The sequence below is a fragment of the Variovorax sp. WS11 genome (assembly GCF_010499245.1).
In the GTDB taxonomy this organism is placed as follows: domain Bacteria; phylum Pseudomonadota; class Gammaproteobacteria; order Burkholderiales; family Burkholderiaceae_C; genus Variovorax.
Map to the genome: position 1 here is coordinate 1 of NZ_JAAGOW010000002.1, position 26,857 is coordinate 26,857.

The following is a 26,857-nucleotide window of genomic DNA, read 5'->3' on the forward strand; positions in this document are numbered from 1 at the left end:
GCTCGTGCTTGACCTGCTGCACCGAGTCGTCACGCTCTCCGTAGCGGTTCTCCAGTTCCGTCAGCAGATTCTTCAACTCGCAGAGGTATCGGGACATGTTCGCGCTCCTCGCCGGGGAAGGGCTGTGAACATACTGCAGTTACTCGAGGGGGTCGTAACCAAACCCATCGCGGGAGGAAGCTCGGTCTTCGATCCGGCCATGCAGGTGGCGGCCCCGCTACCGACCAAGCGAGTCGCCCGCTCCGGTCATCTCGATTCGTCAAGTAGCATCGGCCCGCCCCGCGTCGATTGGGGGATGGAAAGGTCAAATGCGTAGGTACATGCGGTGGGTGGCTCTGCAGGCCGTCATCATTCTTCTCGCGGGTTGCGAGGGCGTTGCGCCGAGGCATTTGCGCACAGCGACTTCAGCGCCCACGCTCGAACTGAAAGAGAGCTTCGATTGGGGCAAGGAGTACCTTTTCGGGAACCGTAGCGCCGACGGGATCGCCCGGGGCGTGTACCGCCCGGTGGGACAGGATGCCGGCGGGACTTTTTTCATGGGGCCTCGAGGCGCCATCACACAGAAGGCCGTCGCCACCGAAGGCGGAAAGCCGCTTGCGGACGCGCCGCTCGTTGCAATGGACGGTGGGATCTATCTGCCGAACGATTCCTCGCAACCGGCAAAGATCTTCATCGTGTTGGGCGCAGTCAGGATGTACAGGAACGGCACGGCCTTGCCGCCTGCAAGGCGCGAGCCCGGGCAAGATATCGACCTCATGTCCTCGCAAATCGCCATGAGCCCGAACCCCGTAGCCGCCGGCGTCGGGGCGGCCATCGGATACGGCATCGTCGCGGAGCTCGACCGGGCGTCAATGGGCAACTTCCGGATTCAGATGCACCAGCCCGATGGACATGCATTGCGCAAGGCCCTTTCGAGCGCAACCTTGCAAGCTGCGCCAGCGCCAGGCCCATCCCCCTCGGCACAGAGCACGCCTATTCCGATACCAACTGCCAGCACGCCCCTTGCGGCGGGCAAGGACACCTACAACGCGGAGAAGCTCGCAAGGTCAGGTAGCTGCAACACCCAGCCTCGCGCAACGATGATCGCAACGGGTCCGGGCTTCGAGACCTACAGCGTTCCATGCGCTGATGGGCGCGTTTGGCAGGTGCGCTGCGAGTTTGGCAATTGCAGTGTCGCGCCGTAGCTGCGCCGCAGCCGTCATGCACGTCTGCAGAAACTGCACAGATGATCAAGACGTTTCGGCGACAGTGGGAGCCGGTGGTGCGGAGGTCGGGCTTCGCACCCTGAGCGCAGTTCAGAGGCCGTGGAACCGAGCGAAGCCGGACACCGGCTCGCGTTCCGTACTGAGCTGGTTGGCCGGCGCGTCCGCATCGGGATAGCCAAGCGCCATGCCGCAGACCACGATCTCCGAAGCCGCGATGCCGAGGTGCTCGCGAACGATCCGGTGGTAGCGCGCAAAGGCCTGCTGCGGGCAGGTCGCCAGTCCGTGGCCCAGGGCAGCGAGCATCACGCCATGCAGGTACATGCCGAGATCCAGCCATGCGGCCTGCCCGTCCAGCGCGCGGTCGAGCGTGAAGAACAGGCCGACCGGCGCGCCGAAGAACTCGTAGTTGCGCCCGTACTGGCGGGCCATGGCCTCGCTGTCGCCCTTGGCGATGCCCAGCAGGCCGTACAGATCCTTGCCCACCTTCCTGCGGCGTGCGAGGTACGGGTCCTGCCACTGCGTCGGGTAATAGGTGTACTCCTCGGCGTGGCCCTCTCCACCGGCTTCGTGCGCCTCGAGGAAGGCGCGGCTGAGCCGGTCGCGTGCCTCACCCGCGCAGACGTGCACCTTCCAGGGTTGCGTGTTCGAGGCGCTCGGGCTGCGCGCCGAGTCGGCCAGCACGGCCTCGACCAGGCGCCTGTCGACAGGGTCGGACAGAAAGCTGCGGATGCTCCTGCGTGCATGCAGGGCGGCAATGACGTCCAGTTCGTTCATGACCGGATGATCATTGAATCCCGCGAGACGACAAAACGAGTTCTGGGCCGCTTTCGCTTGAGCAGAGCGCAAACGAGCGATCGGAAGGCTCAGCCCTTCCTGAACTGCTCCATCATCCAGAGCCTGAAGGTCTTCATGTGCGCCGGCTCGTCGCGATGGCTCGGCGTGAGCAGGTAGTAGGTGAAGTCGCCCATGTCGAGCGTCTTCTTGAAGGGCATCACCAGCCGGGCCTCCTCCAGGTCCTTCTCGACCAGGAAGAGCTGCGCCATCGCGACGCCCTGCCCTTCGATGGCCGCTGCGTAGCTCATGGCCGAACTCTCGTAGGTCATGCCGGCGCGCGGGTCGAGTTGGCTGGCGCCACCGGCCGCTTCCAGCCAGTAGGCCCAGTCGTCCGGCCGGGCGATGGTGTGCAGCAGCGTGTAGTGCGCCAGGTCGGCCGGACGCTTGAGCTTCGGCCCCTTCTTCAGCAGCTCGGGGCTGGCGACCGGCGCCAGGATGTTGTCGAGCAGCCGCAAGCTGTGGGTGCCGGGCCAGTTGCCGTCGCCCAGGCGGATCGCGCCGTCGATGTCCTCCTTGCGGAAGTCCACCGGCTCGAGCGAGGCCTTCAGCAGCACCTCGACGTCCGGGTGCGCGGCATGGAAGCCCGACAGCCGCGGGATCAGCCAGCGCATCGCGAAGGTGGTGTAGGCGCGGATCCTGAGCTGCTTGCGCTGGCTGCGCCGCTTGAGGCGACGGGTCGCGTCGCGCAGCGACTCGATCGCACGTGCCACCGCGCGGTAGTACTCGGCGCCCTGCCGCGTCAGGGAAATCTGCCGGTGCCCGCGCTTGAGCAGCTGCAGGCCCAGCGTCTCTTCGAGGCTCTTGATCTGCCGGCTGACGGCGCCGGGCGTGACGCTGAGCTCGTCGGCGGCCAACGTGATGCTCATGTGGCGTGCGGCGGCTTCGAAGGCGCGGATGGCGTTGAGGGGCGGCAGGCGATCCATGCCGGGACCTTAGTCTTCGATTGAGCTGCGCTCAATCGTGGAATGCCTCTATCACTGGGCCGTCCGTCCGTGCGCCGTACGCTGTAACACTTGCGATGCACTCGCCATCCGGAGGCACAATCCGGGACGCCGCCCTCGTGGCCCTTGGGGACGCCTTTCGTGAAAGCAGCAGAGATCCCGCCCGTTGCAATGTTCGCCATCGAGCCCATGGCTCTGAACGAGCTGCCGGCCGCGCCGCAGGTCAGCATCGCCATCATCTGCTTCAACTACGGCCGCTTCCTGCCCGAGTGCCTGGACAGCTGCCTGGCCCAGACCGCGCCGGCGGACCAGATCGTGGTGGTGAACGACGGCTCGACCGACGACACCGCGCAGATCCTGGACGGCTATGCCGCGCGCTTCCCACAGGTCCTGCCCATCCACCAGCTCAACGGCGGCATCTGCGTGGCCACCAACGCCGCTCTCGCGGCCTGCACCGGCGAGGTGGTGCTGCTGCTCGATGCCGACGACGCCATGGCGCCGGAACGCATCGAGAAGGTGCTGGATGCACTGCGCCGGCGGGTGGACGGGCATCTTCCGGGGTGGACGCACAACGGCATGCAGCGCTTCTCGGAGGGGCAACCCCATCTGGGGCACGCGCCGTACTATCCCGGCGGGCGCGCCCCCCAGGGCTGGCTGGCTGGCGAGACCTTGATGGCGGCCTCCTGCCCCGTGCTTTCGCTGACCTCGGGCCTGGCCTTCCGGCGCGAAGTCCTCGATGCCATCGGCCCCCTGGATGCCGACCGCATGATGTACCAGGACCTGCAGCTGTGCACCGCCGCGGCGCTGATCAGCCCGAGCGCCTGGATTCCCGAGCCGCTGACGCGCTACCGCGTGCATGGCGCCTCCGCGACCAAGGGCTCGATGGTGTCCGTGGAGCAGATCAAGGCAATGCGGCGGCGCGCCGCGCGCTTCGACGTGTGGTTGCGCGCGCAGCTCGAACGCCGCCGGCCCGGCGCCTCCGCGCTGTGGCGCCCCCTGGACGACCAGGGCGGCTATCTGTGGCTCAGCTTCCTCGAGCGTTGGCTGTCCGGCGAAGGCAAGGACCTCGGCCTGCTGCGGCGGGCGCTGCGCCACCCGGACACGCGCCAGGGGCCGCGGCAGTACCGCATCTACTACTACGGCAGCCTGCTGCTGACGCGCGGGCTGTTCGTCTCGTACTCGCGGCTGATCTTCGGGGCGAGCCCGCTGAAGACCGTGCTGCGCAGGCTGCTGCGGCGGGCCTGAGCCGGCGCGCCGCTCAGGCGAACACGGCGCGGAAGTCGATCTCCTCGTCCGCCGGCATCTCGAGACGCAGCGTGTTCTCGACGTGCGTCAGATGCTCGATCATCAGCATGCAGGCGCGTTCGGCATCGCCCTGTTCCAGCGCGTCGACGATGGCGTCGTGCTCGTGGTGCGGGCAGGCCGGCATGCCAGGTGCGTCGTAGAGCGCGATCACCAGGCAAGTCAGCGAGCACAGCTCGCGAAGGCACTTGTGGAGGTACGGGTTCTGGCCGAGTTCCGCGATCAGCAGGTGGAACTGGCCCGAAAGCCGGATGGTCGCGCGCCGGTCATTGCGCTCACGCGCCTCGCCTTCCAGCGCGATGTTCTTGCGCAAGCGCGCGAGCTGCTCGCGCCGCACGTGCCCGCACAGGTCGCGCAGGAGCGCCGGCTCCAGCAGGCGACGGGCGTTGAACACCTGGCGCGCCTGCTCGACCGTCGGGCTGGCGACGAAGGTCCCGCGATTGGGCTCGACGGTGAGGATGCTGTCGTGCGACAGCCTGCCGAGCGCCAGCCGGATCTTGGTGCGGCTTACGCCGAACACCTCCGACAGCTTCTCCTCCACCAGCTTGGTCCCGGGCGGCAGCCGATGCTCCCAGATGGCCAGGAGGATCCGCTCGCTGATCTCCTCGACGGAAAGTCCACCGGTGTTTTCTGTGTCTGTGCTGGCGATCTTGGCCATTGTCTCGATTCCTTTTGAACGTCAGGATTCGATGAATTGTATGGCGGTTTTGTGGCCAATCCCTCCTAGATTCGAATGCGATCACCTCCTACTTTCGCTGGAGACGTCAGGAACTTCGGGTTATCCATTAGACAAATCCGAAGAACATAAATGTTTTTTGCGATGTACAAATTTCTTCTTGATTGCACATCGGTTATCGCCTATCTTTCGGCCAGCGCCACCCATCCAGCCCCCTCAACCCATCACGGAGACAAGCGAATGCATGCAACCATGCCCATCGGCGGGACAGCCGAACGCGAAGCCAGCCCCTCATCCACCAAGCGCGTGGCGGCCGCCAGCCTGGCAGGGACGACGCTGGAGTTCTACGACCACTTCATCTACGGCTCGGCCGCGGCCCTGGTCTTTCCGAAGCTGTTCTTCCCGCAGAGCGAGCCCCTGGTGGCGACGCTGCTGTCCTTCGCCAGCTACGGCGTGGCCTTTGTCGCGCGGCCGCTCGGCGCGGCGGTGTTCGGGCACTTCGGAGACAAGCTGGGCCGCAAGTCCATTCTTTTCATCACGCTGCTGATGATGGGACTGGCGACCTTCCTCATCGGCTGCCTGCCCTCTTATGGCCAAGTCGGCATGCTGGCGCCCATCCTGCTGGTGGTGCTGCGCATCATCCAGGGCCTGGCGCTCGGCGGCGAATGGGGCGGCGCGGCCATCATGGTCAATGAGCTCGACCCCGAAGGGAAGCGACGCGGCCTGCTCGGGGCCGTGGTGCAGATCGCCGCGCCGATAGGCCTGCTGCTGGCCAACGGCGCCTTCGCGCTCGTCACTTGGCAGGTGTCGGACGAGGCCTTCCTGTCATGGGGCTGGCGCGTACCCTTCCTGATGAGCGCCATCCTCGTGGGCGTGGGCCTCTACATCCGCATGAACGTGGCGGAGTCCAAGGTCTTCGAGAAGGAGGCCAAGGGCCATGAAGAGCACGCGCCGATCAAGGAGGTGCTTCGCCACTACAAGCCGCAGCTCGCCATCGCCTTCTTCGCGCGGCTGGGCGGCGACATCGCCTTCTACGTGTTCACGCTGTTCCTGCTGTACTTCGTGCCGACGCAACTGGGCCTGCCCAAGTCCATCGCGCTCAATGCGGTGCTGCTGGGTGCGGTGGCGCAGATGATCTTCATCCCGGTGGCCGGCTGGCTGTCCGACCGCATCGGCCGCCGGCCGGTGCTCATGATCGGCGGCATCGGCGGCGCGCTCTGGGCCTTGCCGTTCATGCAGATGGTGCAGACGGGCAATCCCGTCGCCATCATGGCGGCGTCCTTCGTGGGGATGGTGCTGGTGTCCTTCATGTTCTCGCCGCTCGCCTCCTTCCTGCCGGAACTGTTCGCGACCCGTGTGCGGGTGACGGGCGCCTCGCTGGGCTTCCAGTTCGCCGGTGTCTTCGGCGGCGCGCTGGCGCCGATCATCGCCACCGGGCTGATCGCGCAGTTTCATTCGACCACGCCGGTGGCCATCTATCTCGCCGTCGTCTGCGCGCTGATCGCGGTGGCCGCCTTCGCGGCCCGCGAAACCGCCCGCATCGATCTCAAGGACGCTGGTCACTGAGTCGGGCTCCACAACCAAGGAAACGCAGATGCAAAGCTTCGACACCGTCATCCGCAACGGCCTGGTCGCCACCGCCTCGGAAACCATGCAGGCCGACATCGGCATCCGCGACGGCCGAGTGGTCGCCCTCGGGCAGGAGCTCGCGCGCGGCCGCGACGAGATCGATGCCCGGGGCAAGCTGGTGCTGCCCGGTGGCGTCGATGCCCACTGCCACCTGGACCAGCCGATGGACGAAGGCCTGCGGATGGCCGACGACTTCCTGAGCGGCACGCGCTCGGCGGCCTGCGGCGGCACCACCACCGTGATCCCCTTCGCGGCGCAGATCAAGGGCCAGTCGCTGCGCGCCGCGGTCGAGGACTATCACCGGCGCGCCGGCCGCAAGGCGGTGGTGGACTACGCCTTCCACATGATCGTGACCGACCCGACGGAGCAAGTGCTGCGCGAGGAGCTGCCGGCCCTGATCGCCGAGGGCTACACCTCGTTCAAGATCTACATGACCTACGACGACATGAAGCTGGACGACCGCCAGATCCTGCGTCTGCTCGCGGTGGCGCGCCGGCACGGGGCGCTGGCGATGATCCATGCCGAGAACGCCGACTGCATTGCATGGCTGACCGAGACGCTGGAGGAAGCCGGACACACGGCGCCGCTGTACCACGCCGCCTCGCGGCCGATGGCCATCGAGCGCGAGGCGACGCATCGCGCCATCACGCTGTCGGAGCTGGTCGACGTGCCGATCCTGATCGTGCATGTGTCGGGCCGCGAGGCCATCGAGCAGATCCGCTGGGCCCGCGGCCGCGGCATGCGCCTCTATGCCGAGACCTGCCCTCAGTACCTGTTCCTCAGCGCAGACGACCTGGGCGGCGGCTACGAGGGCGCCAAGTGCGTCTGCAGCCCGCCGCCGCGCGCCAGGGCCAACCAGCGCGTCGTCTGGGAGGGGCTGTCCGACGGCCTCTTCACCATCGTCTCGTCCGACCACGCGCCGTTTCGCTTCGACGACGCGCAGGGCAAGAAACCGGGCGGCAAGGAGGTGGCCTTCCGCCACATCCCCAACGGCATCCCGGGCCTGGAGACGCGGCTGCCGCTGCTGTTCTCTGAAGGCGTGCGCACGGGACGCATCACCCTCAACCAGTTCGTGAGCCTGACGGCCACCAACCCGGCGCGCCTCTATGGCCTGCATCCGCGCAAGGGCACGATCGCGATCGGCTCCGATGCCGACATCGCGATCTGGGACCCGAACAAGGAGGTCACCATCGAGAACCGAATGCTGCACCACGACGTGGACTACACGCCTTACGAGGGTATGCAGGTCACCGGCTGGCCCGTGACCACTCTCGTGCGCGGCGAGCGCGTGTGGGACCAGGGCCAGCCCTGCGCACCCTCGGGCCACGGCCAGTTCCTGCCTTGCGGCAAGCCCGAGATGGCTCGACCCAAGCCCGGCGAAGCGGCGGGCGACGGCCATTACGTAGGCAACCTGCCCGACGCGCTGGCCAAGCTCGCGAAGGCGGTCCCGCATGCTTGAGCTGGACGCAGCGCGGATCGCGCAGCAGGTGCGCGCCGGTGGGCTCGACCCGGCCGCGGTGGTGGCCGCCTTCAGGCAGCGCATCGAGGCACGCAACGGCGAGCTCAATGCCGTCGTGGGCGAGGTTCCCGCGTCACTCGACGCAGACATCGAGGCTCTGCGCACGCGCATCGCCCGCAGGGAAGCGCTCCCGCTCGCCGGCGTGCCGGTGGTGGTGAAGGACGTGATCTGGGTCCGGGACCAGCGGGTCACCCAGGGCTCGCTGCTCTTCAAGGACTTCGTCGCGCCGTGCGACGCGCTGGCGGTCGAGCGCCTGCGCGCCGCGGGCGCGCTGGTCATCGGCATGGCCAACAGCTCCGAGTTCGCCTGCAAGGGACTGACGACCAATAAGGTCTACGGCCTCACCCGTCATCCCATGGACCCGGCGCTGACGCCGGGCGGCTCCTCCGGCGGCTGCGCGGTCGCGGTGGCCGCGCGCATGGCGCCGCTGGCGCTGGGCACGGATGGCGGCGGCTCCAGCCGGCGCCCGCCCGCGCACGTGGGCGTGGTCGGTTTCAAGCCTTCCTTCGGCGCAATCCCCGACCCCTTCGGATTCCCGCATGCCTTCATCGGGCTGCAGTGCATGGCGCCGATCGCCCGCAGCGTGGGCGACGCCGCGCTGATGTTCGAGGCGATGGCAGGCCCCGATGCGCGCGATCCGGCATCGATGCTGATGTCCGAAGGCAACCCGCCGCGCGATGCGCGGCAGCTGCGCATCGCCTTCAGCCCACGCCTCGGCCTGGAGGCACCGGTCGACGAGGACGTGCAGGCCTGCATCGCGCGCGCCATCGATGCGCTGCGCTCGGCGGGCCTGAAGATCGAGGACGAAGACCCGGCTTGGCCCGAAGGCGCGAACGAGGACGCGCTGATGCCGCTGCAGCACACCGGCCTCGCCCATCTGTTCGGCGAAGCCTGGCGGCGCGACCCGTCCTTCTTCGACCCCGACATCGGGCGCCAGATCGAGCGCGGGCTGCAGTGGTCCGGCGCCGACGTGGCGCGCGCGCGGGCCGCGGGTGCCGCCATCGCCTCGACACTGGCCGGATGCCTGGCGCGTCACGACCTGGTCCTCTGCCCGACCGCGCCCTGCGTCGCGTGGCCAAACGACCGGCTCGGGCCCACCCACATCGGCGGCCAGGCCGTCGAACCGCGCGCCCACGCCGTCTTCACGCCCTTCGTCAACCATGCGATGGCCGCGGCCATCTCCATCCCCTGTGGCCAAGGCCGCGACGGGCTGCCGGTCGGCCTTCAGCTGATCGCCGCACGCGGTCGCGACCGCCAACTGCTCCACGCTGCGAAGGCCATCGAGGCGGTGCTGGCCGAGTCCGCCCTCGCGCCGGCATAGTCGCCCATCGATCTGAAGGAAACCGCCATGCGCATCCTCGTCCTCAATCCGAACACCAGCCAGGGCATCACGGACCGGCTGATGAGCGCCGCGCTGCCCGCCGCGGCCGCCGGCACGGAGCTGGTCCCACTGACCGCCCCGCGCGGTTTCCCCTACATCGCCACCCGCGCGGAGGCCCAGATCGGCGGCGCGGTCGCTCTGGAGATGCTGGCCGAGCACCATGAGGGCTTCGATGCGGCCATCATCGCGGCCTTCGGCGACCCGGGATTGTTCGGCGCGCGCGAGCTGTTCGACATTCCGGTGGTCGGCATGGCCGAGGCCGCGATGCTGACCGCCTGCATGCTCGGCAAGCGCTTCGCCATCGTGACCTTCGCGCAGGCGCTCGGCCCCTGGTACGAGGAGTGCGTCGAATCGCACGGCCTCACGGGCCGGCTGGCAGGCATCCGCATGCTCGAGGGCCGCTTTGCCTCCATCGCCGATGTGCAAGACGAGAAGGAACAGCTGCTGGTGGACCTCGCGAACCGCGCGGTCGAGGAGGACGAGGCCGATGTGGTGATCCTTGCCGGCGCGCCGCTGGCGGGCCTGGCCGACAAGGTCAAAGACCGGATCCCCGTGCCCGTGGTCGACCAGATGGCCGCCGCGGTGAAGCAGGCCGAGGCGCTGGCGACGCTGCGCGTACGCAAGGCCAGCGCCGGCACCTTCCGGCGGCCCGCGCCGAAGCCGGCTATCGGACTGTCGGAGGCGCTCTCGCGGCGCTTCAGCCCCTGAGACCGGGGTCGCTCACCCGCCGCGCACGCCCTGCGTGTTGACGTAGAGCGCGTAAAGCGACTGGCTCGCCGCCATGAACAGCCGATTGCGCGCCGGGCCGCCGAAGCAGACATTGGCGCAGCGCTCCGGCAGCGCGATGCGGCCGATGGGCGTGGCATCGGGCGCGAACACCATCACGCCGTCGCGGCCCTCGCCGGTGCCCCAGCCGGCCCAGAGGTTGCCGTCGACGTCGCAGCGGAAACCGTCGGGCGAGCCCTGCGGATCGGCCTGCACGAACACGCGGCCGTTCTTCAGGCCCTGGCCGTCTTCGCTCAGATCGAACACGCGGATGCGCCGCGGCGTGCTGCCCGACTCGACCACGTACAGCAGGCGCTCGTCGGGCGAGAAGCACAGGCCGTTGGGGCGCTCGATGTCGCTGCAGACCACGGTGGCCTTGCCTGTTTTTCCATCGACGCGGTAGACGTTGGTCGGCAGTTCGGGCTCCGCCGCGTGGCCTTCGTAGTGGCCGAGGATGCCGAAGGGCGGATCGGTGAACCAGATCGAGTCGTCCGACTTCACGACGATGTCGTTGGGCGAGTTGAGGCGTTTGCCCTCGAAGCAGTCGAGGATCACGGTGATCGAGCCGTCGTATTCGGTGCGCGTCACGCGCCGCGTGCCGTGCTCGCAGGAAAGCAGCCTCCCCTGCCGGTCGCGCGTGTGGCCGTTGGCGAAGTTGGAGGGCTTGCGGAAGTGGCTGACGGCGCCCGTTTCCTCGTCCCAGCGCAGCACGCGGTTGTTGGGGATGTCGCTCCACAGCAGGCAGCGGCCGTCGCCGAACCACACCGGCCCCTCGGCCCAGCGGAAGCCGGTCGCCAGGCGCTCGACCGCGGCGCTCGTCAGGCGGTATTTGGCGAAGCGCGGGTCGAGGATCTCGATGGCGGGGTCGGGGTAGCGCTGGGCAGGCTGCCACATGCGGGCCTCCGCTTCAGCGCCGGCGCGACATCAAGGCGATGATCTCCCCCATGACCCCGCGCCGGAAAGCCAGCACGCAGATCACGAAGATCAGGCCCGTGACCATGGTGACCGACTCGCCCAGCGTGCCGAACCACTCGATGGAGGTCAGGCTGGCCAGCAGGTGGCCGAACTCGCCGATCTTGTTCTCCAGCAGCACCACCACTGCCGAGCCGACCAGCGGGCCGGAGAGCGTGCCCAGGCCGCCCACCAGCGTCATCAGGATCACCTGGCCCGAGGCGGTCCAGTGCACGTCGGACAGCGTGGCGAAGCCCAGCACCAGGGTCTTGAGCGAGCCGGCCAGGCCCGAGAGCGCGGCCGAGATCACGAAGGCCAGCAGCTTAAAGCGACCCACGTCGTAGCCCAGCGAGAGCGCGCGCGGCTCGTTCTCCTTGATGCCCTTGAGCACCTGGCCGAAGGGCGAGTGGATGGTGCGCACGATCAGCAGGAAGCCGATGACCACGATCACCAGGGCCACGTAATACATGGTCAGGTCGTTCTGCAGATCCAGCACGCCGAAGAGCTTGCCACGCGGCACGCCCTGCAGGCCGTCTTCGCCGCCGGTGAACTTGGCCTGCAGGCAGATGAAGAAGACCATCTGCGCCAGCGCCAGCGTGATCATCGCGAAGTAGATGCCCTGGCGGCGGATGGCCAGCACGCCGAAGACCCAGCCCAGCAGTGCGCCGGTGAGCGTGCCGGCAATGAGGCCCAGCTCGGGCGTCAGGCCCCACGCCTTCATGGCCTCGCCCGCGATGTAGGCGGAGCCGCCCAGAAAGGCCGCGTGGCCGAAGGACAGCAGGCCCGTGAAGCCCAGCAGCAGGTTGAAGGCCGAGGCGAACAGCGCGAAGCACATGAGCTTCATCACGAACACCGGGTAGGCGCCGAGGAAGGGCGCGGCAATCAGCCCGAGCAGCAGCAGGCCGTAGAGGACGAGAGAGATGTTGTTGTTCTTCATCACGCGGGCCGCTTCACTTCTCTTTGCCGAACAGGCCGGCCGGCCGGATCAGGAGCACGATGACCATGATCACGAAGACGACGGTGGACGAGCCCTCGGGATAGAAGACCCTGGTGAACCCTTCGATCACGCCCAGGCCCAGGCCCGTGAGGATGGCGCCCATGATCGAGCCCATGCCGCCGATCACCACCACCGCGAAGACGACGATGATGAGGTTCTGCCCCATCAGCGGCGAGACCTGGATCACCGGCGCCGCCAGCACGCCGGCGAAGGCGGCGAGCGCCACGCCGAAGCCGTAGGTCAGCGTGATCATCAGCGGCACGTTGACGCCGAAGGCCTCGACCAGGCGCGGGTTCTCGGTGCCGGCGCGCAGATAGGCGCCCAGGCGCGTCTTCTCGATCACGAACCAGGTGGCGAAGCAGACCACCAGCGAGGCCACCACCACCCAGGCCCGGTAGTTGGGCAGGATCATGAAGCCGAGGTCGGTGGCGCTCGCCAGCGCATCGGGCGTGTCGTAGGGCAGGCCCGAGACGCCATAGACGGAGCGGAACACGCCCTCGATCAAGAGCGTGAGACCCAGTGTGAGCAGCAGGCCGTAGAGATGGTCGAGCTTGTAGATCCAGCGCAGCAGCAGCCGCTCGATGACCATGCCGAAGAGGCCGACGACGATCGGCGCCGCGATGAGCATCACCCAGTAGTTGATCCCGAGGTAGTTCATCGCCATCCAGGTCAGCACCGCACCCAGCATGAACAGGGCGCCGTGCGCGAAGTTGATGACGTTGAGCAGGCCGAAAATCACCGCGAGCCCGAGGCTCAGGATCGCGTAGAACGATCCGTTGACCAGTCCGAGGAGGAGCTGGCTCAGCAGGGCAGGCAGCGAAATTTGCATACGGGGAAGAACGATGAGCGGGATCGGTGGGTCAGCTTATTTCCAGAGGGCGCACTTGGACTCGGCCTTCGTCGTGAAGACCTGGTCGCCCGGCAGCTTGCTCACGACCTTGTAGTAGTCCCAGGGCTGCTTCGACTCGGCCTGGCTCTTGACCTGCACCAGGTACATGTCGTGCACGAAGCGCCCGTCCTCGCGGATCTGGCCCTTGGCGTAGAAGTCGTCGATCGGCGTCTTCTTGAGCTGCGCCATCACCTTGTCGGCATCGGTGCTCTTCGCGGTCTGAATCGCCTTGAGGTAGGTCATGGTGGCCGAGTAGTCGGCGGCCTGGATGTCGGTCGGCATGCGCTTGGTCTTCTCGAAGAACTTCTTGCCGAAGGCACGCGTCCTGTCGTCGAGGTTCCAGTCCCAGCTGGTGGTGAGCAACAGGCCTTCGGTGTTCTTCAGGCCCAGGCTGTGGATGTCGGTGATGAAGACCAGCAGTCCCGCCATCTTCATCGTCTTGGTGATGCCGAATTCCTTGGCCGCCTTGATCGCGTTGATGGTGTCGCCGCCCGCGTTCGCCAGGCCCAGGATCTGGGCCTTGGAGTTCTGCGCCTGCAGCAGGAAGGAGGAGAAGTCGGAGGCGTTGAGGGGATGCTTGACGCCGCCCACCACCGTACCGCCCTTCTCCTTCACCACCTTGGCGGTGTCGCCCTCGAGCGCCGCGCCGAAGGCGTAGTCGGCTGTCAGGAAGAACCAGCTCTTGCCGCCCTGCCCCACCACCGCGCCGCCCGTGCCCTTGGCGAGCGCGACGGTGTCGTAGGCGTAGTGCACGGTGTAGGGGCTGCACTGCTCGTTGGTGAGCGCCGAGGTGCCGGCGCCGTTGACGATGAAGACGCGCTTCTTCTCCTGCGCCACCTTCGCCATCGCCAGGCCGGTGCCGGAGTTGGTGCCGCCGAAGAGCATGGTCAGGCCGGCCGTGTCGATCCACTCGCGCGCCTTGGAGGCGGCGATGTCGGCCTTGTTCTGGTGGTCGGCCGTGAGCAGCTCGATGGGCTGGCCGTTGACCTTGCCGCCGAAGTCGTCGATGGCCATCTGGATGGCGGTTGCGCCGTTGCGGCCTTCGACGTCGGCATAGAGGCTGGACATGTCGGTGATGAAGCCGATCTTGACCTTGTCCTGGGCCTGCGCCGCGCCTGCGGCCATGGCGAGGCCGAGGACCACGGCCGATAGTGCGAATCTGTTCTTCATGTGTTCTTTCGTCGGCCGCGAAGCGCGGTCACTTCCAGAGGGCGCACTTGGACTCGGCCTTCGTCGTGAAGACCTGGTCGCCCGGCAGCGTCTTGACCACCTTGAGGTAGTCCCAGGGCTTCTTCGACTCGGACGCGGCCTTGACCTGCACCAGGTACATGTCGTGCACATAGCGGCCGTCGGCGCGGATCTGGCCCTTGCCGAAGAAGTCGCTGATCGGCATCTTCTTGAGCTGCTCCATCACCTTGTCCGCATCGGTGCTCTTGGCGGCCTCGACGGCCTTCAGGTAGGTCGTGGTGGCCGAGTAGTCGGCGGCCTGGATGTCGGTGGGCATGCGCTTGGTCTTGTCGAAATAGCGCGCGGCCCACTTGCGCGTGTCGTCGTTCAAGTCCCAGTACCAGCTGGTGGTGTGCAGCAGACCCTCGGTGTTCTTCAGGCCCAGGCTGTGGATGTCGCTCAGGAAGACCAGCAGGCCCGCCACCTTCATCGTCTTGCCGATGCCGAATTCGCGGGCGGCCTTGATGGAGTTGATGGTGTCGCCGCCGGCGTTGGCCAGACCCAGGATCTGCGCCTTGGAGTTCTGTGCCTGCAGCAGGAAGGAGGAGAAGTCGGAGGCATTGAGCGGATGACGCACCGTGCCCACCACCGTGCCGCCCTTTTCCTTGACGATGCGGCTGGTGTCGGCTTCCAGCGCGTGGCCGAAGGCGTAGTCGGCGGTCAGGAAGAACCAGCTCTTGCCGCCCTGCTCGACCACCGTGGCGCCGGTGCCCTTGGCGAGCGCGACGGTGTCGTAGGCGTAGTGCACGGTGTAGGGGCTGCACTGGTCGTTGGTGAGCGCCGAGCTGGCGGCGCCGTTGTTGAAGTAGACGCGCTTCTTCTCCTGCGCGACCTTCGCGGTGGCCAGCGCGGTGCCGGAGTTGGTGCCGCCGAAGATCATGGTCACGCCGGCCGTGTCGATCCACTCGCGCGCCTTGGAGGCGGCGATGTCGGCCTTGTTCTGGTGGTCAGCGGTGAGCAGTTCGATGGGTTGGCCGAGCGCCTTGCCGCCGAAGTCGGCGATGGCCATCTCGATCGCGGTGGCGCCGCCCTTACCCTCGAGGTCGGAGTAGAGGCTGGACATGTCGGTGACGAAGCCGATCTTGACCTTCTCCTGCGCCTGCGCGCCGGAAGCCAGGGCCAGGGCGCCGACGGCCAGCGCGATCGCGGTGAATGCAGTCTTCATGGTGTCTCCTTCAAGCAAAAAAATGAATGGGATCAGACGCCGAGCAGTTCGTGCAGCGTCGGCATCTTGGCGTCGAGCTCGGCCGCGCCGAATTTTTCGACGATGCGACCGTGCTCCATCACGTAGAACCGGTCGGCCAGCGGTGCGGCAAAACGGAAGTTCTGCTCCACCATGACCACCGTGTAGCCCTTGCCGCGCAAGGTGTGGATCATGCGGGCCAGGGCCTGCACGATCACCGGGGCCAGTCCCTCCGAGATCTCGTCGAGCAAAAGCAGCCTGGCGCCGGTGCGCAGGATGCGCGCCACCGCCAGCATCTGCTGCTCGCCGCCCGACAGGCGCGTGCCCTGGCTGTTGCGGCGCTCGGCCAGGTTGGGGAACATGGCGTAGATCTCCTCCACCGACATGCCCTTGTCCGCTCCCTTGAGTGCGGGCGGCAGCAGCAGGTTCTCTTCGGCCGAGAGGCTGGCGAAGATGCCGCGCTCCTCCGGGCAGTAGCCGATGCCGTGGTGCGCGATGCGGTGCGTGGGCATGCCGATGGTCTCGGTGCCGTGGACCTTGATGCTGCCCTTTCGCGCGCCGGTCAGGCCCAGGATGGCCCGCATCGTGGTGGTGCGCCCTGCTCCATTGCGGCCGAGCAGCGTGACCACCTCGCCGGGCTGCACGACCATGTCGACACCATGCAGCACATGGGATTCGCCGTACCAGGCGTGGAGGTCCTTGATTTCGAGTGCAGGAACGCTCATTCAATGGGCTCCCTGCAACTGGCCGTCGGTGGTGCCCATGTAGGCTTCCATCACCTGCGGGTTCCGCGAGACCTCGGCGTACGGGCCCTCGGCCAGCACGGCGCCGCGCTGCAGCACCGTGATGGTGTCGGCGATGGTGGAGACCACGCTCATGTTGTGCTCCACCATCAGGATGGTGCGACCGGCCGAGACGCGCTTGATCAGCTCGGCCACGCGGTGCACGTCCTCGTGGCCCATGCCCTGCGTGGGCTCGTCGAGCAGCATCAGCTCGGGTTCCATCGCAAGCGTGGTCGCGATCTCGAGCGCGCGCTTGCGGCCGTAGGGCAGGTTCACGGTCTGCTCCTCGGCCAGTTCCTCGAGGCCGACCTCGGCCAGCAACGCGCGGGCGCGGGCGTCGAGCGGCTTGAGCGTCTTCTCGCTCTTCCAGAAATGGTAAGAGGTGCCGAGCGCGCGCTGCAGGCCCAGGCGCACGTTCTCGAGCAGCGTGAGATGCGGAAACACGGCGGAGATCTGGAAGGAGCGGATGATGCCGCGCCGTGCGATCTGCGCGGGGCGCTCGCCCGTGATGTCCTGGCCGTTGAAGAGGATGGTTCCCGAGGTGGGCTCGAGGAACTTGGTGAGCAGGTTGAAGCAGGTCGTCTTGCCCGCGCCGTTGGGCCCGATCAAGGCGTGAATGGAGCCGCGCACCACCTTCAGATCGACGTTGCTGACGGCGGTGAAGCCCTTGAAATCCTTGGTGAGCTGGCGTGTCTCGAGAATGATGTCGCTCATCTCGCGCGGTCGCCCGGGTACTGGCAGGAAAGATCGGTCATGCGGTTCATCTGAGCGCGCCACCATGGCTGCGCGGAACGCATTGTTTGCAGCCGCAGCAACACTTGCCTACTGGGGCAAATGCCTATGCTGCACCGCAACCAGCGTCAGGCGCACGAAAGCCCGCCACGTCCGCGCAAGGACGTGGCGGGCGGACCTTGCCGCAAGGTGCTCAGTGCGCTCCGGCGGCAGCGTCCGATGCGCCGGTGCCGCGCGCGGGCTTCGCGAGCCACACGAAAGGAATCAGCAGAAGGAACAGCACCGCCGATGCATAGAACACATCATTGGCCGCCAGCATGAAGGACTGCTGGTCCACCATGCGGTTGATCTGGCCCAGCACCTGTTCGGCGGAGAAGCCGCTCGCACTCAGCCCGGCCATGGCGCTGTTGGCGGCCGCGCTTCCCGCGTTGACCGACTCGACCAGTTGCGCATGATGCAGCGCTGCGCGGTTCTCCCACAGCGTGGTCGCGATGGAGGTGCCCATCGCACCCGCGGTGATGCGCGCGAAGTTCGACAAGCCCGAGGCCGCCGCGATGCGGTCGGGCGCGAGGCCCGAGAGCGTGATCGTCACCAGCGGGATGAAGAAGAAGGCCATTGCCACGCCCTGGATCACGGTCGGGATCATGATGGTCCAGAAGTCGGCCTGGGTGTTGAAGTTCGAGCGCATCCACAGCACCAGCGCGAACACCAGGAAGGAGAAGGTCGCGTAGCGGCGCGGATCGATCTTGCCCACGGTGAGGCCGACCATCGGCGAGAACACGATCGCCAGCAGCCCCACCGGCGCCATGATCATGCCGGCCTGCGTGGCGGTGTAACCCATGAACTGCTGCAGCCACAGCGGCAGGATCACCACGTTGCCGAAGAACAGCCCGTAGGCCACCGCGGTGGCAAGCGCGCCGGACCAGAAGTTGCGCCGCTTGAAGAGCGACAGGTCCACCACCGGATGCTTGTCGGTCAGCTCCCACACCAGGAAGAAGGCGAAGCCGACCACCGCCACCACCGCCATCGCGACGATCTCGGGCGAATGGAACCAGTCGAGCTCCTTGCCCTTGTCGAGCATGAGCTGCATCGAGCCGACCCACAGCACCAGCAGCGCCAGGCCGATGCCGTCGATCGGCACCTTGCGCGTGCTGCTCTCGCGCTTGTGGAAGATGCCCCAGGTGATGCCGGCCGCGAGCAGGCCCACGGGGATGTTGATGTAGAAGATCCAAGGCCAGGAGATGTTGTCGGTGATCCAGCCGCCCAGGAGCGGCCCCATGACCGGCGCGACCAGCGTGGTCATCGACCACATCGCCATCGCGAGGCCGGCCTTGGCTTTCGGATAACTCGACAGCAGCAGCGTCTGCGACAGCGGGATCATCGGCCCGGCCACGAAGCCCTGCAGCGCGCGGAAGGCGATCAGCGTGGTCATGTTGGGCGCGAGGCCGCACAGCCACGAGCTGACGATGAACAGCAGCACGCTGGCCATGAACAGGCGTACCTGGCCGAAGCGCTGCGTGAGCCAGCCGGTGAGCGGCACCGCGATCGCGTTGGCAACGGCGAAGCTGGTGATGACCCAGGTGCCCTGCGTGGAGCTCACGCCCAGGTCGCCGGAGATGGCCGGCAGCGACACGTTCGCGATCGAGGTGTCGAGCACGTTCATGAAGGTCGCGGCCGAGAGCGCGATCGTGCCCCACAGGCGGGCCGAGCCTTCGAGCGGCGGATGGGCGGCGGGAGCCGCGGCGGTGGCCATCGTGCGCGCCTTCGCTCAGATCGGGTTCACGTGCGAGATGACCGAGCCGGCAGGGGGTGCTGCGCCGTGCGGCTGCTTCGCCGCGCCGGCGAGCGCCGGGGCGCGGCCCAGGTTGGCGGCGATGATGCGCTGCACCTCGGCGTCGGCGCCCTGGTCGAGCTGGCTGTAGACCTGCGTCTGGGCCAGCGCGGTCGCGCGCGGCGCATCGGCCAGCGTCTTGCCGCCCTTCTGCCGCACGTCGACCTCCACGTCCATCGACAGGCCCACGCGCAGCGGGTTGGCCTTGAGCTGCTCGGCGTCGAGCGCGATGCGCACCGGCACCCGCTGCACCACCTTGATCCAGTTGCCGGTGGCGTTCTGCGCCGGCAGCAGCGCGAAGGCGGCGCCGGTGCCCACGCCCAGGCCGGCCACGTGGCCGGTGTACTCGACCTTCTTGCCGTAGACGTCGGCCGTGAGCTTCACCGGCTGGTCGAGACGGATGCTGCGCAGCTGCACTTCCTTGAAGTTGGCGTCGACCCACACCTGGTTGAGCGGCACGATCGACATCATCGGCGTGCCGGCCGCGACGCGCTGGCCGAGCTGCACGGTGCGCTTGGCCACGTAGCCTTCGACCGGCGCCGGCAGCGCCACGCGCTGCGTCGCGAGGTAGGCCTCGCGCACCTTGGCGGCCGCGGCCTGCACGCTGGGGTGCTGCTCGACGGTGGTGCCTTCGGTCAGCGACTGGTTGCTGGCCAGCTGCTCGCGCGCCGCGATCACGCCGGCCTGCGCCGCGGCCAGCGCGCTCTTCGCGTTGGCCAGCGCAGTCTCGGCATGGTTGAGCTCTTCCTTCGACACTGCGCCGTTGCCCGTCAGCGCCTGGCGGCGCTTGAGGTCGTCCTGCGCGCGGGCGATGTCGCTCTGGGCCTTCACGATGTCGGCCTGGCGCAGCGAGACCTGCGCCGCCAGCGAGCCGTTGTTGGCATAGAGGGTGCGCACCTGGCGCACCGCCTGGCCGAGCGCCGCCTCGGTCTGCTCGAGGGCCACCTTGGCATCGGCCGGGTCGAGCTGCACCAGTGGTTGGCCGGTCTTCACCAGGTCGGTGTCGTCGGCCATGATGGCCATCACGGTGCCGCCGATCTGGGGCGTGATCTGGATCACGTTGCCCTGCACATAGGCGTTGTCGGTCGTTTCGTAGCGGCTGGCGACCAGCCATTCGTAGGCGCCCCAGCCGGCGCCGGCGACCACCACCGCAGCGGCGAGCGCGGTGAGCGCGCGACGGCGCTTGTTGTTGCCGGGGGCCGGTGCATCAACGGCGGCGGTGTTGGTGTTGGTGTTGCTGCTGTCCATGGGAATGTCCTTCGGATTCGCGCGTGGCTGTTCAGGGATGACGGGTCGCGGGCTTGGCTGCCGCGGCGGTCGTTTCGGTGTCGGGCTGCCAGCCGCCGCCCAGGGCGCGGGCGAGGCCAACCTGGGTCTCGAGGGCGCGTGCGGCCAAGTCGACGGCCTGGCGGCGTTCGGCGAGCACGGTGGTCTCGGCCGTCAGCACGTTGAGGTAGTTGCCGAGGCCGGCGCCATAGCGCTGCACGGCGATGTCGTAGGCCGACTCGGCGGCGCGTTGCGATGCGGCCTGCTCGGCCTGCTGGCGCGCGACCGACTGCACGCTGCTGACCTGGTCGGCCACGTCGCGCACCGCGCCGAGCACGGCGGCGTTGTAGCTCTCGATCGCGCCGTCGAGGTCGGCCGTCTTGCCGCGCAGGTTGGCGCGCAGCCGGCCGCCCTCGAAGATGGGCAGCCGCACGGCCGGGCCCACGCCCCACTGCTCGCTGCCCGACTTGGTAAGGTTGCCGAAGCCGAGGGCGGAGAAGCCGGCGAAGGCCACCAGGTTGATGTTCGGGTAGAACTGGGTCTTCGCGTTCGCCACGTCGCTGGTCGCCGCCTCGACGCGCCAGCGCGCGGAGGCGATGTCGGCGCGGCGGCCCAGCAGGTTGGCCGGGATGGTCGGTTGCAGCGCGATCGGGCGGATGCCGGCGAGCTTCGGCGCGGCCAGGCCCTGAGCGGTGCCGGGCTTGGCGACCAGCGCGTCCAGCGCGTGCTGGGCGATCTCGATCTGCTCGTTGAGCGCCTCGATCTGCTGGCGCGCCTGCGGCAGGCCGCCTTCGCTCTGGTATTGCTCGAGGCGCGTGTCCAGGCCGGCGGAGACGCGGTCGCGCACCAGCTTGAGGGTTTCCTCGCGCTGCGTGAGCGTGCGCTTGGCCACGGCGAGCTGGTCGTCCAGGCGCGCCCACTGGAAATAGGCGCGGGCCACGTTGCTGGCCAGCAGCACGCGGGCCGCATCGGCATCGGCCGCCGCGGCATTGGCGGCGCCGACCGCGCTCTCGATGGCGGTGCGGTTCTTGCCGAAGAAGTCGAGCTCCCAGCTCGCGTTGAGCTGCAGCGTGCCCAGCTCCTGGATCGAGCCGCCGAGCGGCGCGGGATAAATGGAGTTGCCGCTGAACTTCTCACGCGTGAGGTCGAGCTGGCCGTCGAGCTTGGGCTTGCGGGCGGCTTCGGCCACGCCGACCGCGGCCTGGGCGCGTTCGAGGCGGGCGCGCGCGACCTGCAGGTTGGGGTTGCCCTGGAGGGCCTGGTCGACCAGGGCGTTCAGCTGGGCGTCGCCGAAGCCCAGCCACCACTGGCTGTCGACGGTGGGCGCGGCCAGCTCGGCGGCCTGGCTGGACAGGCCCAGCGAATCGGCATCGCGCAATTTCGCGTGCGAATCGATGTGGCCCATGTCGGCGCAACCGGCCAGGAACAGCGCCGCCGCGGCGGCCATGGCGGTCATCGGGCGCCGTGCGAATTCAGGAAGAAGCGGGATCATTCTTTTCTCCACGGGCCGCAACGGCCTGGGCGTTGTCGAGGATGCGGTGCAGGAAGCCCTTAAGCTCTTGCCACTCTTCGCGGCTGAAGCCGGCCAGCACTTCGTTCTGCACGCTGCACAGCACATGGGGCACCTGGCGCGCGGCTTCGCGGCCCTCCTCGGTGAGTTCGATGTTGACCACGCGCCGGTCCGACAGGGAGCGCACGCGCCGGCATAGGCCCTTGGCTTCCAGCCGGTCGAGCAGCCGCGTCATGGCGCCGGTGTCGAGCTGGCATTCACGCGCGAGCTCGGCGACGGTCTCCGCATGGCCCAGGTAGAGCTTGAACAGGGGTGCCCACTGCGGGAAGGTTGGCCCGCTGGGCTCGGACATCTTGTTCGAGACGAGCTGGCCGACGATGGTCGTGATGCGGCGCATCATGTGGCCGACGCTTTGCTCGGCGAGGTAGCCCTCCGGCTTGTAGAAGTCGGGAATGGCCGGTGATCCCTCAGCGGGCACCGGCGCATCGGCTTCCGGACGTGTTGGCTGGGACATGTCGCGATATTAGTTGTCATGACAGTAATTGTCAAGGCGACCTTTGAAAGGGCAAGCGTTGATTAGAATCCGCTCATGGTTTCCCCTGCCTCGTCTTCGGCCGCCAAGGGCGCGCCCCGCTCGCTTTCCGGCCTGGCGCCCTTCCTGCGGCCTTACCGTGCCCAGATCCTCCTGGCGGCGGTGTTCCTGGTACTGGCGGCCGCCACCACTCTGGTGTTTCCGGTCGCCCTGCGCAGCCTGATCGACGGGGGCCTGATCGTGGTCGACCGCGGCGCGCAGACGATGGCGCTGCGCGACCATTTCCTCGCCCTCTTCGGCGTCGCCGTGGCGCTCGGGGTCTTCTCGGCGGCGCGCTTCTACACGGTGAGCTGGCTGGGCGAGCGCGTCACGGCCGACCTGCGCAACGCGGTCTATGCCCATGTGTTGCGCCAGAGCCCGGCCTTCTTCGAGACCACGCAGACCGGCGAGGTGCTGTCGCGGCTGACGGCCGACACGACGCTGGTGCAGACCGTGGTCGGCTCCTCGCTCAGCATGGGGCTGCGCAACGCGGTGATGGGCATCGGCGCGCTGGGCATGCTGGTGTGGACCAACCCCTACGTGATGGTGCAGGTGCTGGGCATCCTGGTGCTGGTGGTGCTGCCCAGCATGTGGTTCGGGCGCCGGGTGCGCCGGCTCTCGCGCGCCAGCCAGGACCGGGTTGCCGATTCGAGCGCCATCGCGGCCGAGGTGCTGAACGCCATCCCCGTGGTGCAGAGCTACACGGCCGAGGCGCGCGAGGCGGCGCGCTTCGACGCCTCCACCGACAGCGCCTTCCGCACCGCCGTGCGCCGCACCAAGGCTCGCTCGGTGCTGGTGGCCTTCATCATCATCGCCACCTCGGCCGCCCTGCTGTGGGGGCTGTACCAGGGCACGCAGGCGGTGCTGCGCGGCGACATCACCGCCGGGCACCTGGGGCAGACGGTGGTGTACGTGATCATCCTGGCCAGCGCGGCGGCGGTGCTGGGCGAGGTTTACGGCGACCTGCTGCGCGCGGCCGGCGCCACCGAGCGGCTGATGGAGCTGCTGCATGCCAGGCCAGCGATCGTGTCGCCGACGCGGCCCGCGCAGGCGGCGGTGCCGGTGGCCGGGAGCGCCGTGCGCTTCGAGCAGATCGGCTTCCACTACCCCTCGCGCCCCGGCACGCCGGCGTTGCGGGACTTCAGCCTGGACATCGCACCCGGCGAGACGGTGGCCCTGGTGGGATCGAGCGGCGCGGGCAAGAGCACGGTGTTCCAGCTGCTGCTGCGCTACTACGACCCGCAGTCGGGCCGCATCCTGCTCGACGGCGCGCCGCTGGCGAACCTCGCCCTCGACGCCCTGCGCACGCGCATCGGGCTGGTGCCGCAGGACGCGGTGATCTTCTCGGCCAGCGCCTTCGAGAACATCCGCTACGGCCGGCCCGAGGCCAGCGCAGAAGAGGTGTACGCCGCGGCGCGCGCCGCCTTCGCCGACGGCTTTCTGCGGGCCCTGCCCGAAGGCTACGACACCTTCCTAGGCGAGCGCGGCGTGCGCCTGTCAGGCGGCCAGCGCCAGCGCATCGCGATCGCGCGGGCCATGCTCAAGAACCCGCCGCTGCTGCTGCTCGACGAAGCCACCAGCGCGCTCGATGCGGAGAGCGAGCGCATGGTGCAGGCGGCGCTGGAATCGGCGATGGCGGACCGCACCACGCTGGTCATCGCGCACCGGCTGGCGACGGTGCAAAGGGCCGACCGCATCATCGTGCTCGACCACGGCGGTATCGTGGAACAGGGGACGCATGCCGCGCTGGTGGCGCAAAACGGTGTCTATGCGCGCCTGGCGGCGCTCCAGTTCGCTGCCTGAAGCAGCAAGCGCGACTACTGAAGCGTTTCCTTGAGCGCTGGCGGCAGGGGCAGCGAGAAGACCGAAATGCCTTCGTCGATCAGGTCCTTGGCTTCCTCGCGCGTGGCCTGGCCGCGGATGCCGCGCTCCTCGGCCTCGCCGTAGTGCATCTTGCGTGCCTCGGCGGCGAAGCGGTCGCCGACGTCCTCGGTCTTGGCCATCACTTCGCGCACGGCGCGCATCCAGCGGCCCTCGGGCGAGTCGCTTTGAACGACAGCGGGCACCGGGGCAGGCTCGGCGGGCGGCTTGGCGTTGCCGAGATTCAGGCGCGGCGCGGTGAGCAGCTTGGTGATGGCCGTGTCGCCACACAGGGGGCAGGACACCAGGCCGCCGGCGAGCTGCGTCTCGAAGTCGCCGTTGGACGCGAACCAGCCCTCGAAACCGTGGCCGTGCGCGCATTGGAGGTTGAGGACCTTCATGCGCGGATTATGGTCCGGCGGGCGGGAGGTCGGCGCTTTTCCAGTCGAGCGCCCATGCGCCGGACAGGACGTTCTGCAGCCAGACCGTGCAGGTCAGCGTCTTGGCATCCGACACGGTGCCGTCGCGGCACCAGTCCAGCAGTTGCGCAGGGGTGGCCGCGGTCAGCTCGACGAATTCCTCATGGTCGAGCTGCTGGCTGCCAACCGTGAGGCCGCGCGCGAAGTAGATGTGGATGATCTCGGTCGAATAGGCCACTGCCAGGTGCATGGCGCCGGCATGGGCCCACTCCCGTGCGGTGTAGCCGGTTTCCTCCTGCAGTTCGCGCAGGCCGCAGACCAAGGGGTCTTCGCCGGGGTCGAGCTTGCCGGCCGGAAACTCGGTCATGACCCGGTCGAGCGGATAGCGGTACTGGCGCACCATCGCCACGCGGCCGTCGTCGAGCAGCGGCACCACCACCACCGCGCCGGGGTGGACGATGTACTCGCGGGTCGCAGTCTTGCCGTCGGGCAGGCGCACGGTGTCGCGCTTGGCCTCCAGGAAGTTGCCCTTGAAGAGCAGCTCGCTGGCGATGCCCTCTTCCTTCAGATGCGCGTCGTCCATTTCATTTCCGATGCTTGAGGAGGTAGCGCCAGGTGAAGCCCGGGAACGCGAGCACGAGGAACAGCGCCCCGGTGACGGCGTAGAACTCCCAGCCTTGCGGCGCGATCTGGCCGGCGCGGCGCTCGAACAGGAGCCCGATGCCGCCGGCCGCGAAGTAGAGGATCACCAGCTCGCCCAGCCGCAGGGCCAGCGACTTGGCACGCGCCGCGAGCGGCACGATGCCGAGCAGGCGCTCGTTCAGGAAGGGCAGATTGGCCGCGAGCAGCGCGACGAGCAGCACCACCCAGACCGAGGCACCCTGCGACACCGCCTCAGCCGGCCAGCGTGGCCACGATGGCCCGGGCGCACAGCGACATGAGGCCGCCAGGCACGATGCCCAGGATCAGGATCAGCGCGCCGTTGACGGCCAGCACGGTGCGCACGTCGCGCGGCGCCGAGACGGTGGTCGCCGTCACCGGCGCGTCGAAGTACATCACCTTGACCACGCGGATGTAATAGAAGGCGCCGACCAGCGACATCACGACCGCGAACACCGCCAGCGCGATGTACAAGCCCTGGCCGGAGGCGATCAGCGCCTGCAGCACGGCCAGCTTGGCGTAGAAGCCGACCAGTGGCGGGATGCCCGCCAGCGAGAACATGGCGATGGCCATCACCCCGGCATAGAGCGGGCTGCGCTGGTTGAGGCCGGCGAGATCGGTGATCTCCTCGCTCTCGAAGCCCTCGCGCGCGAGCAGCAGGATGATGCCGAAGCTGGCCAGCGTGGTCAGCACGTAGGTCACGATGTAGAACATCGAAGCGCTGTACGCGAACTGCGCGTTGTAGGTGCTGTTGTTGACCACGCCCGCCACCATGCCCAGCAGCATGAAGCCCATCTGCGAGATGGTCGAGTAGGCCAGCATGCGCTTGAGGTTGGTCTGCGCAATGGCCGCCAGGTTGCCCACCAGCAGCGAGGCGATGGCCAGCAAGGCCAGCATCTGCTGCCAGTCGAACGCGAGCGGCAGCAGCCCCTCGACCAGCAGGCGGATGATGATGGCGAAGGCGGCCAGCTCGGGCGCCGCGCCGATCATCAGCGTGACGGCCGTGGGCGCGCCCTGGTAGACGTCGGGCACCCACATGTGGAACGGCGCAGCGCCGACCTTGAAGGCCAGGCCGGCGACGATGAACACCAGGCCGAAGACCAGCACCTGGTGGTTGACCTTGCGGCTGGCGATGGCCTTGAAGACCTCGGTGGTGTCGAGCGAGCCGGTGGCGCCGTACATCATCGACAGCCCGTAGAGCAGGAAGCCGCTGGCCATGGCGCCGAGGACGAAGTACTTCATCGCCGCCTCGCTGGCCACCGCGTTGTCGCGCCGCAGCGCGACCAGCGCGTAGCTCGACAGCGTGAGCAGTTCCAGGCCGAGGTAGATCACCAGGAAGTTGCTGCCCGAGATCATCACGAAGATGCCCAAGAGCGAGAACATGCTCATGGTGAAGAGCTCGCCGCCGCGCAGCATGCCGCGGTCGGCCGCGTAGGGACGGCCATAGACCAGCGTGACCATCAGCGCCACGGAGGCGAAGCACTTGAGCCAGTTGCCCATCGGGTCGCTCACGACCATGCCGCCGAAGCCGTAGTGGCTCGTGGCGTCGGTGGCCTGCATGCCGGTGAGGACGGCCACCACGGCCAGCGTGAGCAGGGTCAGCACGTAGGTGCGCGTGCGATGGGTGTCGGTCGTGGACAGATCCACCAGCGCGATGATGCAGGCCATGACCAGCAGCACCATCTCGGGGTAGACCGTCATCCAGCTGAGTTTGTCAATCATCTCGT

Annotated in this window: 25 protein-coding genes; 7 read left to right on the top strand and 18 right to left on the bottom strand. The window is 68.0% G+C overall.

The window, feature by feature from the left end:
• The first annotated feature begins 329 nt into the window (after positions 1–329).
• Complete coding sequence (locus GXN78_RS20525) at positions 330–1,184, top strand: hypothetical protein (RefSeq protein WP_146162955.1); 855 nt, start codon at positions 330–332, stop codon at positions 1,182–1,184.
• Positions 1,185–1,295: 111 nt separating this feature from the next.
• Here GXN78_RS20525 and GXN78_RS20530 read toward each other — a convergent pair whose 3' ends face one another.
• Positions 1,296–1,979, bottom strand: coding sequence for a nitroreductase (locus GXN78_RS20530; RefSeq protein ID WP_106554244.1), 684 nt, complete (start codon positions 1,977–1,979; stop codon positions 1,296–1,298).
• Between the two features lie 89 nt (positions 1,980–2,068).
• Positions 2,069–2,962: a transcriptional regulator GcvA gene (gene gcvA, locus GXN78_RS20535; RefSeq protein ID WP_106554243.1), complete on the bottom strand. Its 894-nt coding sequence runs from the start codon at positions 2,960–2,962 to the stop codon at positions 2,069–2,071.
• Positions 2,963–3,121: 159 nt separating this feature from the next.
• On the opposite strand from gcvA, the gene GXN78_RS20540 reads away from it, so the two are divergent.
• Positions 3,122–4,225, top strand: a complete 1,104-nt coding sequence (locus GXN78_RS20540; protein WP_146162954.1) for a glycosyltransferase family 2 protein — start codon at positions 3,122–3,124, stop codon at positions 4,223–4,225.
• 13 nt (positions 4,226–4,238) lie between these two features.
• Here the strand turns inward: GXN78_RS20540 and GXN78_RS20545 are convergent, their stop codons facing one another.
• The gene (locus GXN78_RS20545) at positions 4,239–4,940 is read right to left on the bottom strand and encodes a GntR family transcriptional regulator (protein WP_106554241.1); all 702 of its coding nucleotides are present in this window, start codon (positions 4,938–4,940) and stop codon (positions 4,239–4,241) included.
• A gap of 258 nt (positions 4,941–5,198) precedes the next feature.
• On the opposite strand from GXN78_RS20545, the gene GXN78_RS20550 reads away from it, so the two are divergent.
• Genes GXN78_RS20550 through GXN78_RS20565 form a run of 4 tightly spaced genes read left to right on the top strand, consistent with a single transcriptional unit; the run spans position 5,199 to position 10,195 of the window.
• The gene (locus GXN78_RS20550; RefSeq protein ID WP_106554240.1) at positions 5,199–6,524 is read left to right on the top strand and encodes an MFS transporter; all 1,326 of its coding nucleotides are present in this window, start codon (positions 5,199–5,201) and stop codon (positions 6,522–6,524) included.
• The gene (gene hydA / locus GXN78_RS20555) at positions 6,514–8,046 is read left to right on the top strand and encodes a dihydropyrimidinase (RefSeq protein WP_258186938.1); all 1,533 of its coding nucleotides are present in this window, start codon (positions 6,514–6,516) and stop codon (positions 8,044–8,046) included. The genes GXN78_RS20550 and hydA overlap by 11 nt, the downstream gene beginning before the upstream one ends.
• On the top strand, positions 8,039–9,427 hold the full coding sequence (locus GXN78_RS20560; RefSeq protein WP_106554238.1) for an amidase: 1,389 nt from the start codon (positions 8,039–8,041) through the stop codon (positions 9,425–9,427). The genes hydA and GXN78_RS20560 overlap by 8 nt, the downstream gene beginning before the upstream one ends.
• A 27-nt stretch (positions 9,428–9,454) precedes the next feature.
• Complete coding sequence (locus GXN78_RS20565) at positions 9,455–10,195, top strand: aspartate/glutamate racemase family protein (RefSeq protein WP_106554237.1); 741 nt, start codon at positions 9,455–9,457, stop codon at positions 10,193–10,195.
• A 12-nt stretch (positions 10,196–10,207) separates the two neighbouring features.
• On the opposite strand, the gene GXN78_RS20570 is transcribed toward GXN78_RS20565, so the two are convergent.
• The 11 genes from GXN78_RS20570 to GXN78_RS20620 form a co-directional block, all read right to left on the bottom strand.
• The gene (locus GXN78_RS20570; RefSeq protein WP_106554236.1) at positions 10,208–11,146 is read right to left on the bottom strand and encodes an SMP-30/gluconolactonase/LRE family protein; all 939 of its coding nucleotides are present in this window, start codon (positions 11,144–11,146) and stop codon (positions 10,208–10,210) included.
• A gap of 13 nt (positions 11,147–11,159) precedes the next feature.
• Positions 11,160–12,140, bottom strand: coding sequence for a branched-chain amino acid ABC transporter permease (locus GXN78_RS20575; protein ID WP_106554235.1), 981 nt, complete (start codon positions 12,138–12,140; stop codon positions 11,160–11,162).
• Positions 12,141–12,153: 13 nt separating this feature from the next.
• Positions 12,154–13,029 (bottom strand): branched-chain amino acid ABC transporter permease, encoded by an 876-nt coding sequence (locus GXN78_RS20580; protein WP_106554234.1) that lies wholly within the window; start codon positions 13,027–13,029, stop codon positions 12,154–12,156.
• 36 nt (positions 13,030–13,065) lie between these two features.
• The gene (locus tag GXN78_RS20585; RefSeq protein WP_106554233.1) at positions 13,066–14,259 is read right to left on the bottom strand and encodes an ABC transporter substrate-binding protein; all 1,194 of its coding nucleotides are present in this window, start codon (positions 14,257–14,259) and stop codon (positions 13,066–13,068) included.
• Between the two features lie 28 nt (positions 14,260–14,287).
• Positions 14,288–15,481: an ABC transporter substrate-binding protein gene (locus GXN78_RS20590; protein WP_106554232.1), complete on the bottom strand. Its 1,194-nt coding sequence runs from the start codon at positions 15,479–15,481 to the stop codon at positions 14,288–14,290.
• Between the two features lie 32 nt (positions 15,482–15,513).
• A complete protein-coding gene (locus tag GXN78_RS20595) occupies positions 15,514–16,224 on the bottom strand; it encodes an ABC transporter ATP-binding protein (protein WP_106554231.1) in 711 nt (236 codons plus the stop codon).
• Complete coding sequence (locus GXN78_RS20600; RefSeq protein WP_106554230.1) at positions 16,225–16,995, bottom strand: ABC transporter ATP-binding protein; 771 nt, start codon at positions 16,993–16,995, stop codon at positions 16,225–16,227.
• A gap of 211 nt (positions 16,996–17,206) precedes the next feature.
• Positions 17,207–18,766 (bottom strand): DHA2 family efflux MFS transporter permease subunit, encoded by a 1,560-nt coding sequence (locus tag GXN78_RS20605; protein WP_106554229.1) that lies wholly within the window; start codon positions 18,764–18,766, stop codon positions 17,207–17,209.
• A gap of 15 nt (positions 18,767–18,781) precedes the next feature.
• Positions 18,782–20,092, bottom strand: a complete 1,311-nt coding sequence (locus GXN78_RS20610) for an efflux RND transporter periplasmic adaptor subunit (RefSeq protein ID WP_106554228.1) — start codon at positions 20,090–20,092, stop codon at positions 18,782–18,784.
• A 31-nt stretch (positions 20,093–20,123) separates the two neighbouring features.
• Positions 20,124–21,566 (bottom strand): efflux transporter outer membrane subunit, encoded by a 1,443-nt coding sequence (locus tag GXN78_RS20615; RefSeq protein WP_239142908.1) that lies wholly within the window; start codon positions 21,564–21,566, stop codon positions 20,124–20,126.
• 16 nt (positions 21,567–21,582) lie between these two features.
• The gene (locus tag GXN78_RS20620) at positions 21,583–22,134 is read right to left on the bottom strand and encodes a MarR family winged helix-turn-helix transcriptional regulator (RefSeq protein WP_106554226.1); all 552 of its coding nucleotides are present in this window, start codon (positions 22,132–22,134) and stop codon (positions 21,583–21,585) included.
• A gap of 75 nt (positions 22,135–22,209) precedes the next feature.
• On the opposite strand from GXN78_RS20620, the gene GXN78_RS20625 reads away from it, so the two are divergent.
• Entirely contained in the window at positions 22,210–23,994 is a 1,785-nt protein-coding gene (locus GXN78_RS20625; RefSeq protein WP_106554225.1) for an ABC transporter transmembrane domain-containing protein, read from the top strand.
• 14 nt (positions 23,995–24,008) lie between these two features.
• Here GXN78_RS20625 and GXN78_RS20630 read toward each other — a convergent pair whose 3' ends face one another.
• From GXN78_RS20630 to nuoN, 4 genes are read right to left on the bottom strand one after another with little or no spacing between them, the layout of a single operon-like run.
• A complete protein-coding gene (locus GXN78_RS20630) occupies positions 24,009–24,452 on the bottom strand; it encodes a DUF1178 family protein (protein ID WP_106554224.1) in 444 nt (147 codons plus the stop codon).
• A gap of 7 nt (positions 24,453–24,459) precedes the next feature.
• The gene (locus GXN78_RS20635) at positions 24,460–25,053 is read right to left on the bottom strand and encodes an NUDIX hydrolase (RefSeq protein WP_106554223.1); all 594 of its coding nucleotides are present in this window, start codon (positions 25,051–25,053) and stop codon (positions 24,460–24,462) included.
• A gap of 1 nt (position 25,054) precedes the next feature.
• Positions 25,055–25,360, bottom strand: coding sequence for a DUF2818 family protein (locus tag GXN78_RS20640; RefSeq protein WP_106554222.1), 306 nt, complete (start codon positions 25,358–25,360; stop codon positions 25,055–25,057).
• 4 nt (positions 25,361–25,364) lie between these two features.
• A complete protein-coding gene (nuoN, locus tag GXN78_RS20645) occupies positions 25,365–26,852 on the bottom strand; it encodes an NADH-quinone oxidoreductase subunit NuoN (RefSeq protein ID WP_106554221.1) in 1,488 nt (495 codons plus the stop codon).
• Positions 26,853–26,857 lie beyond the last annotated feature (5 nt).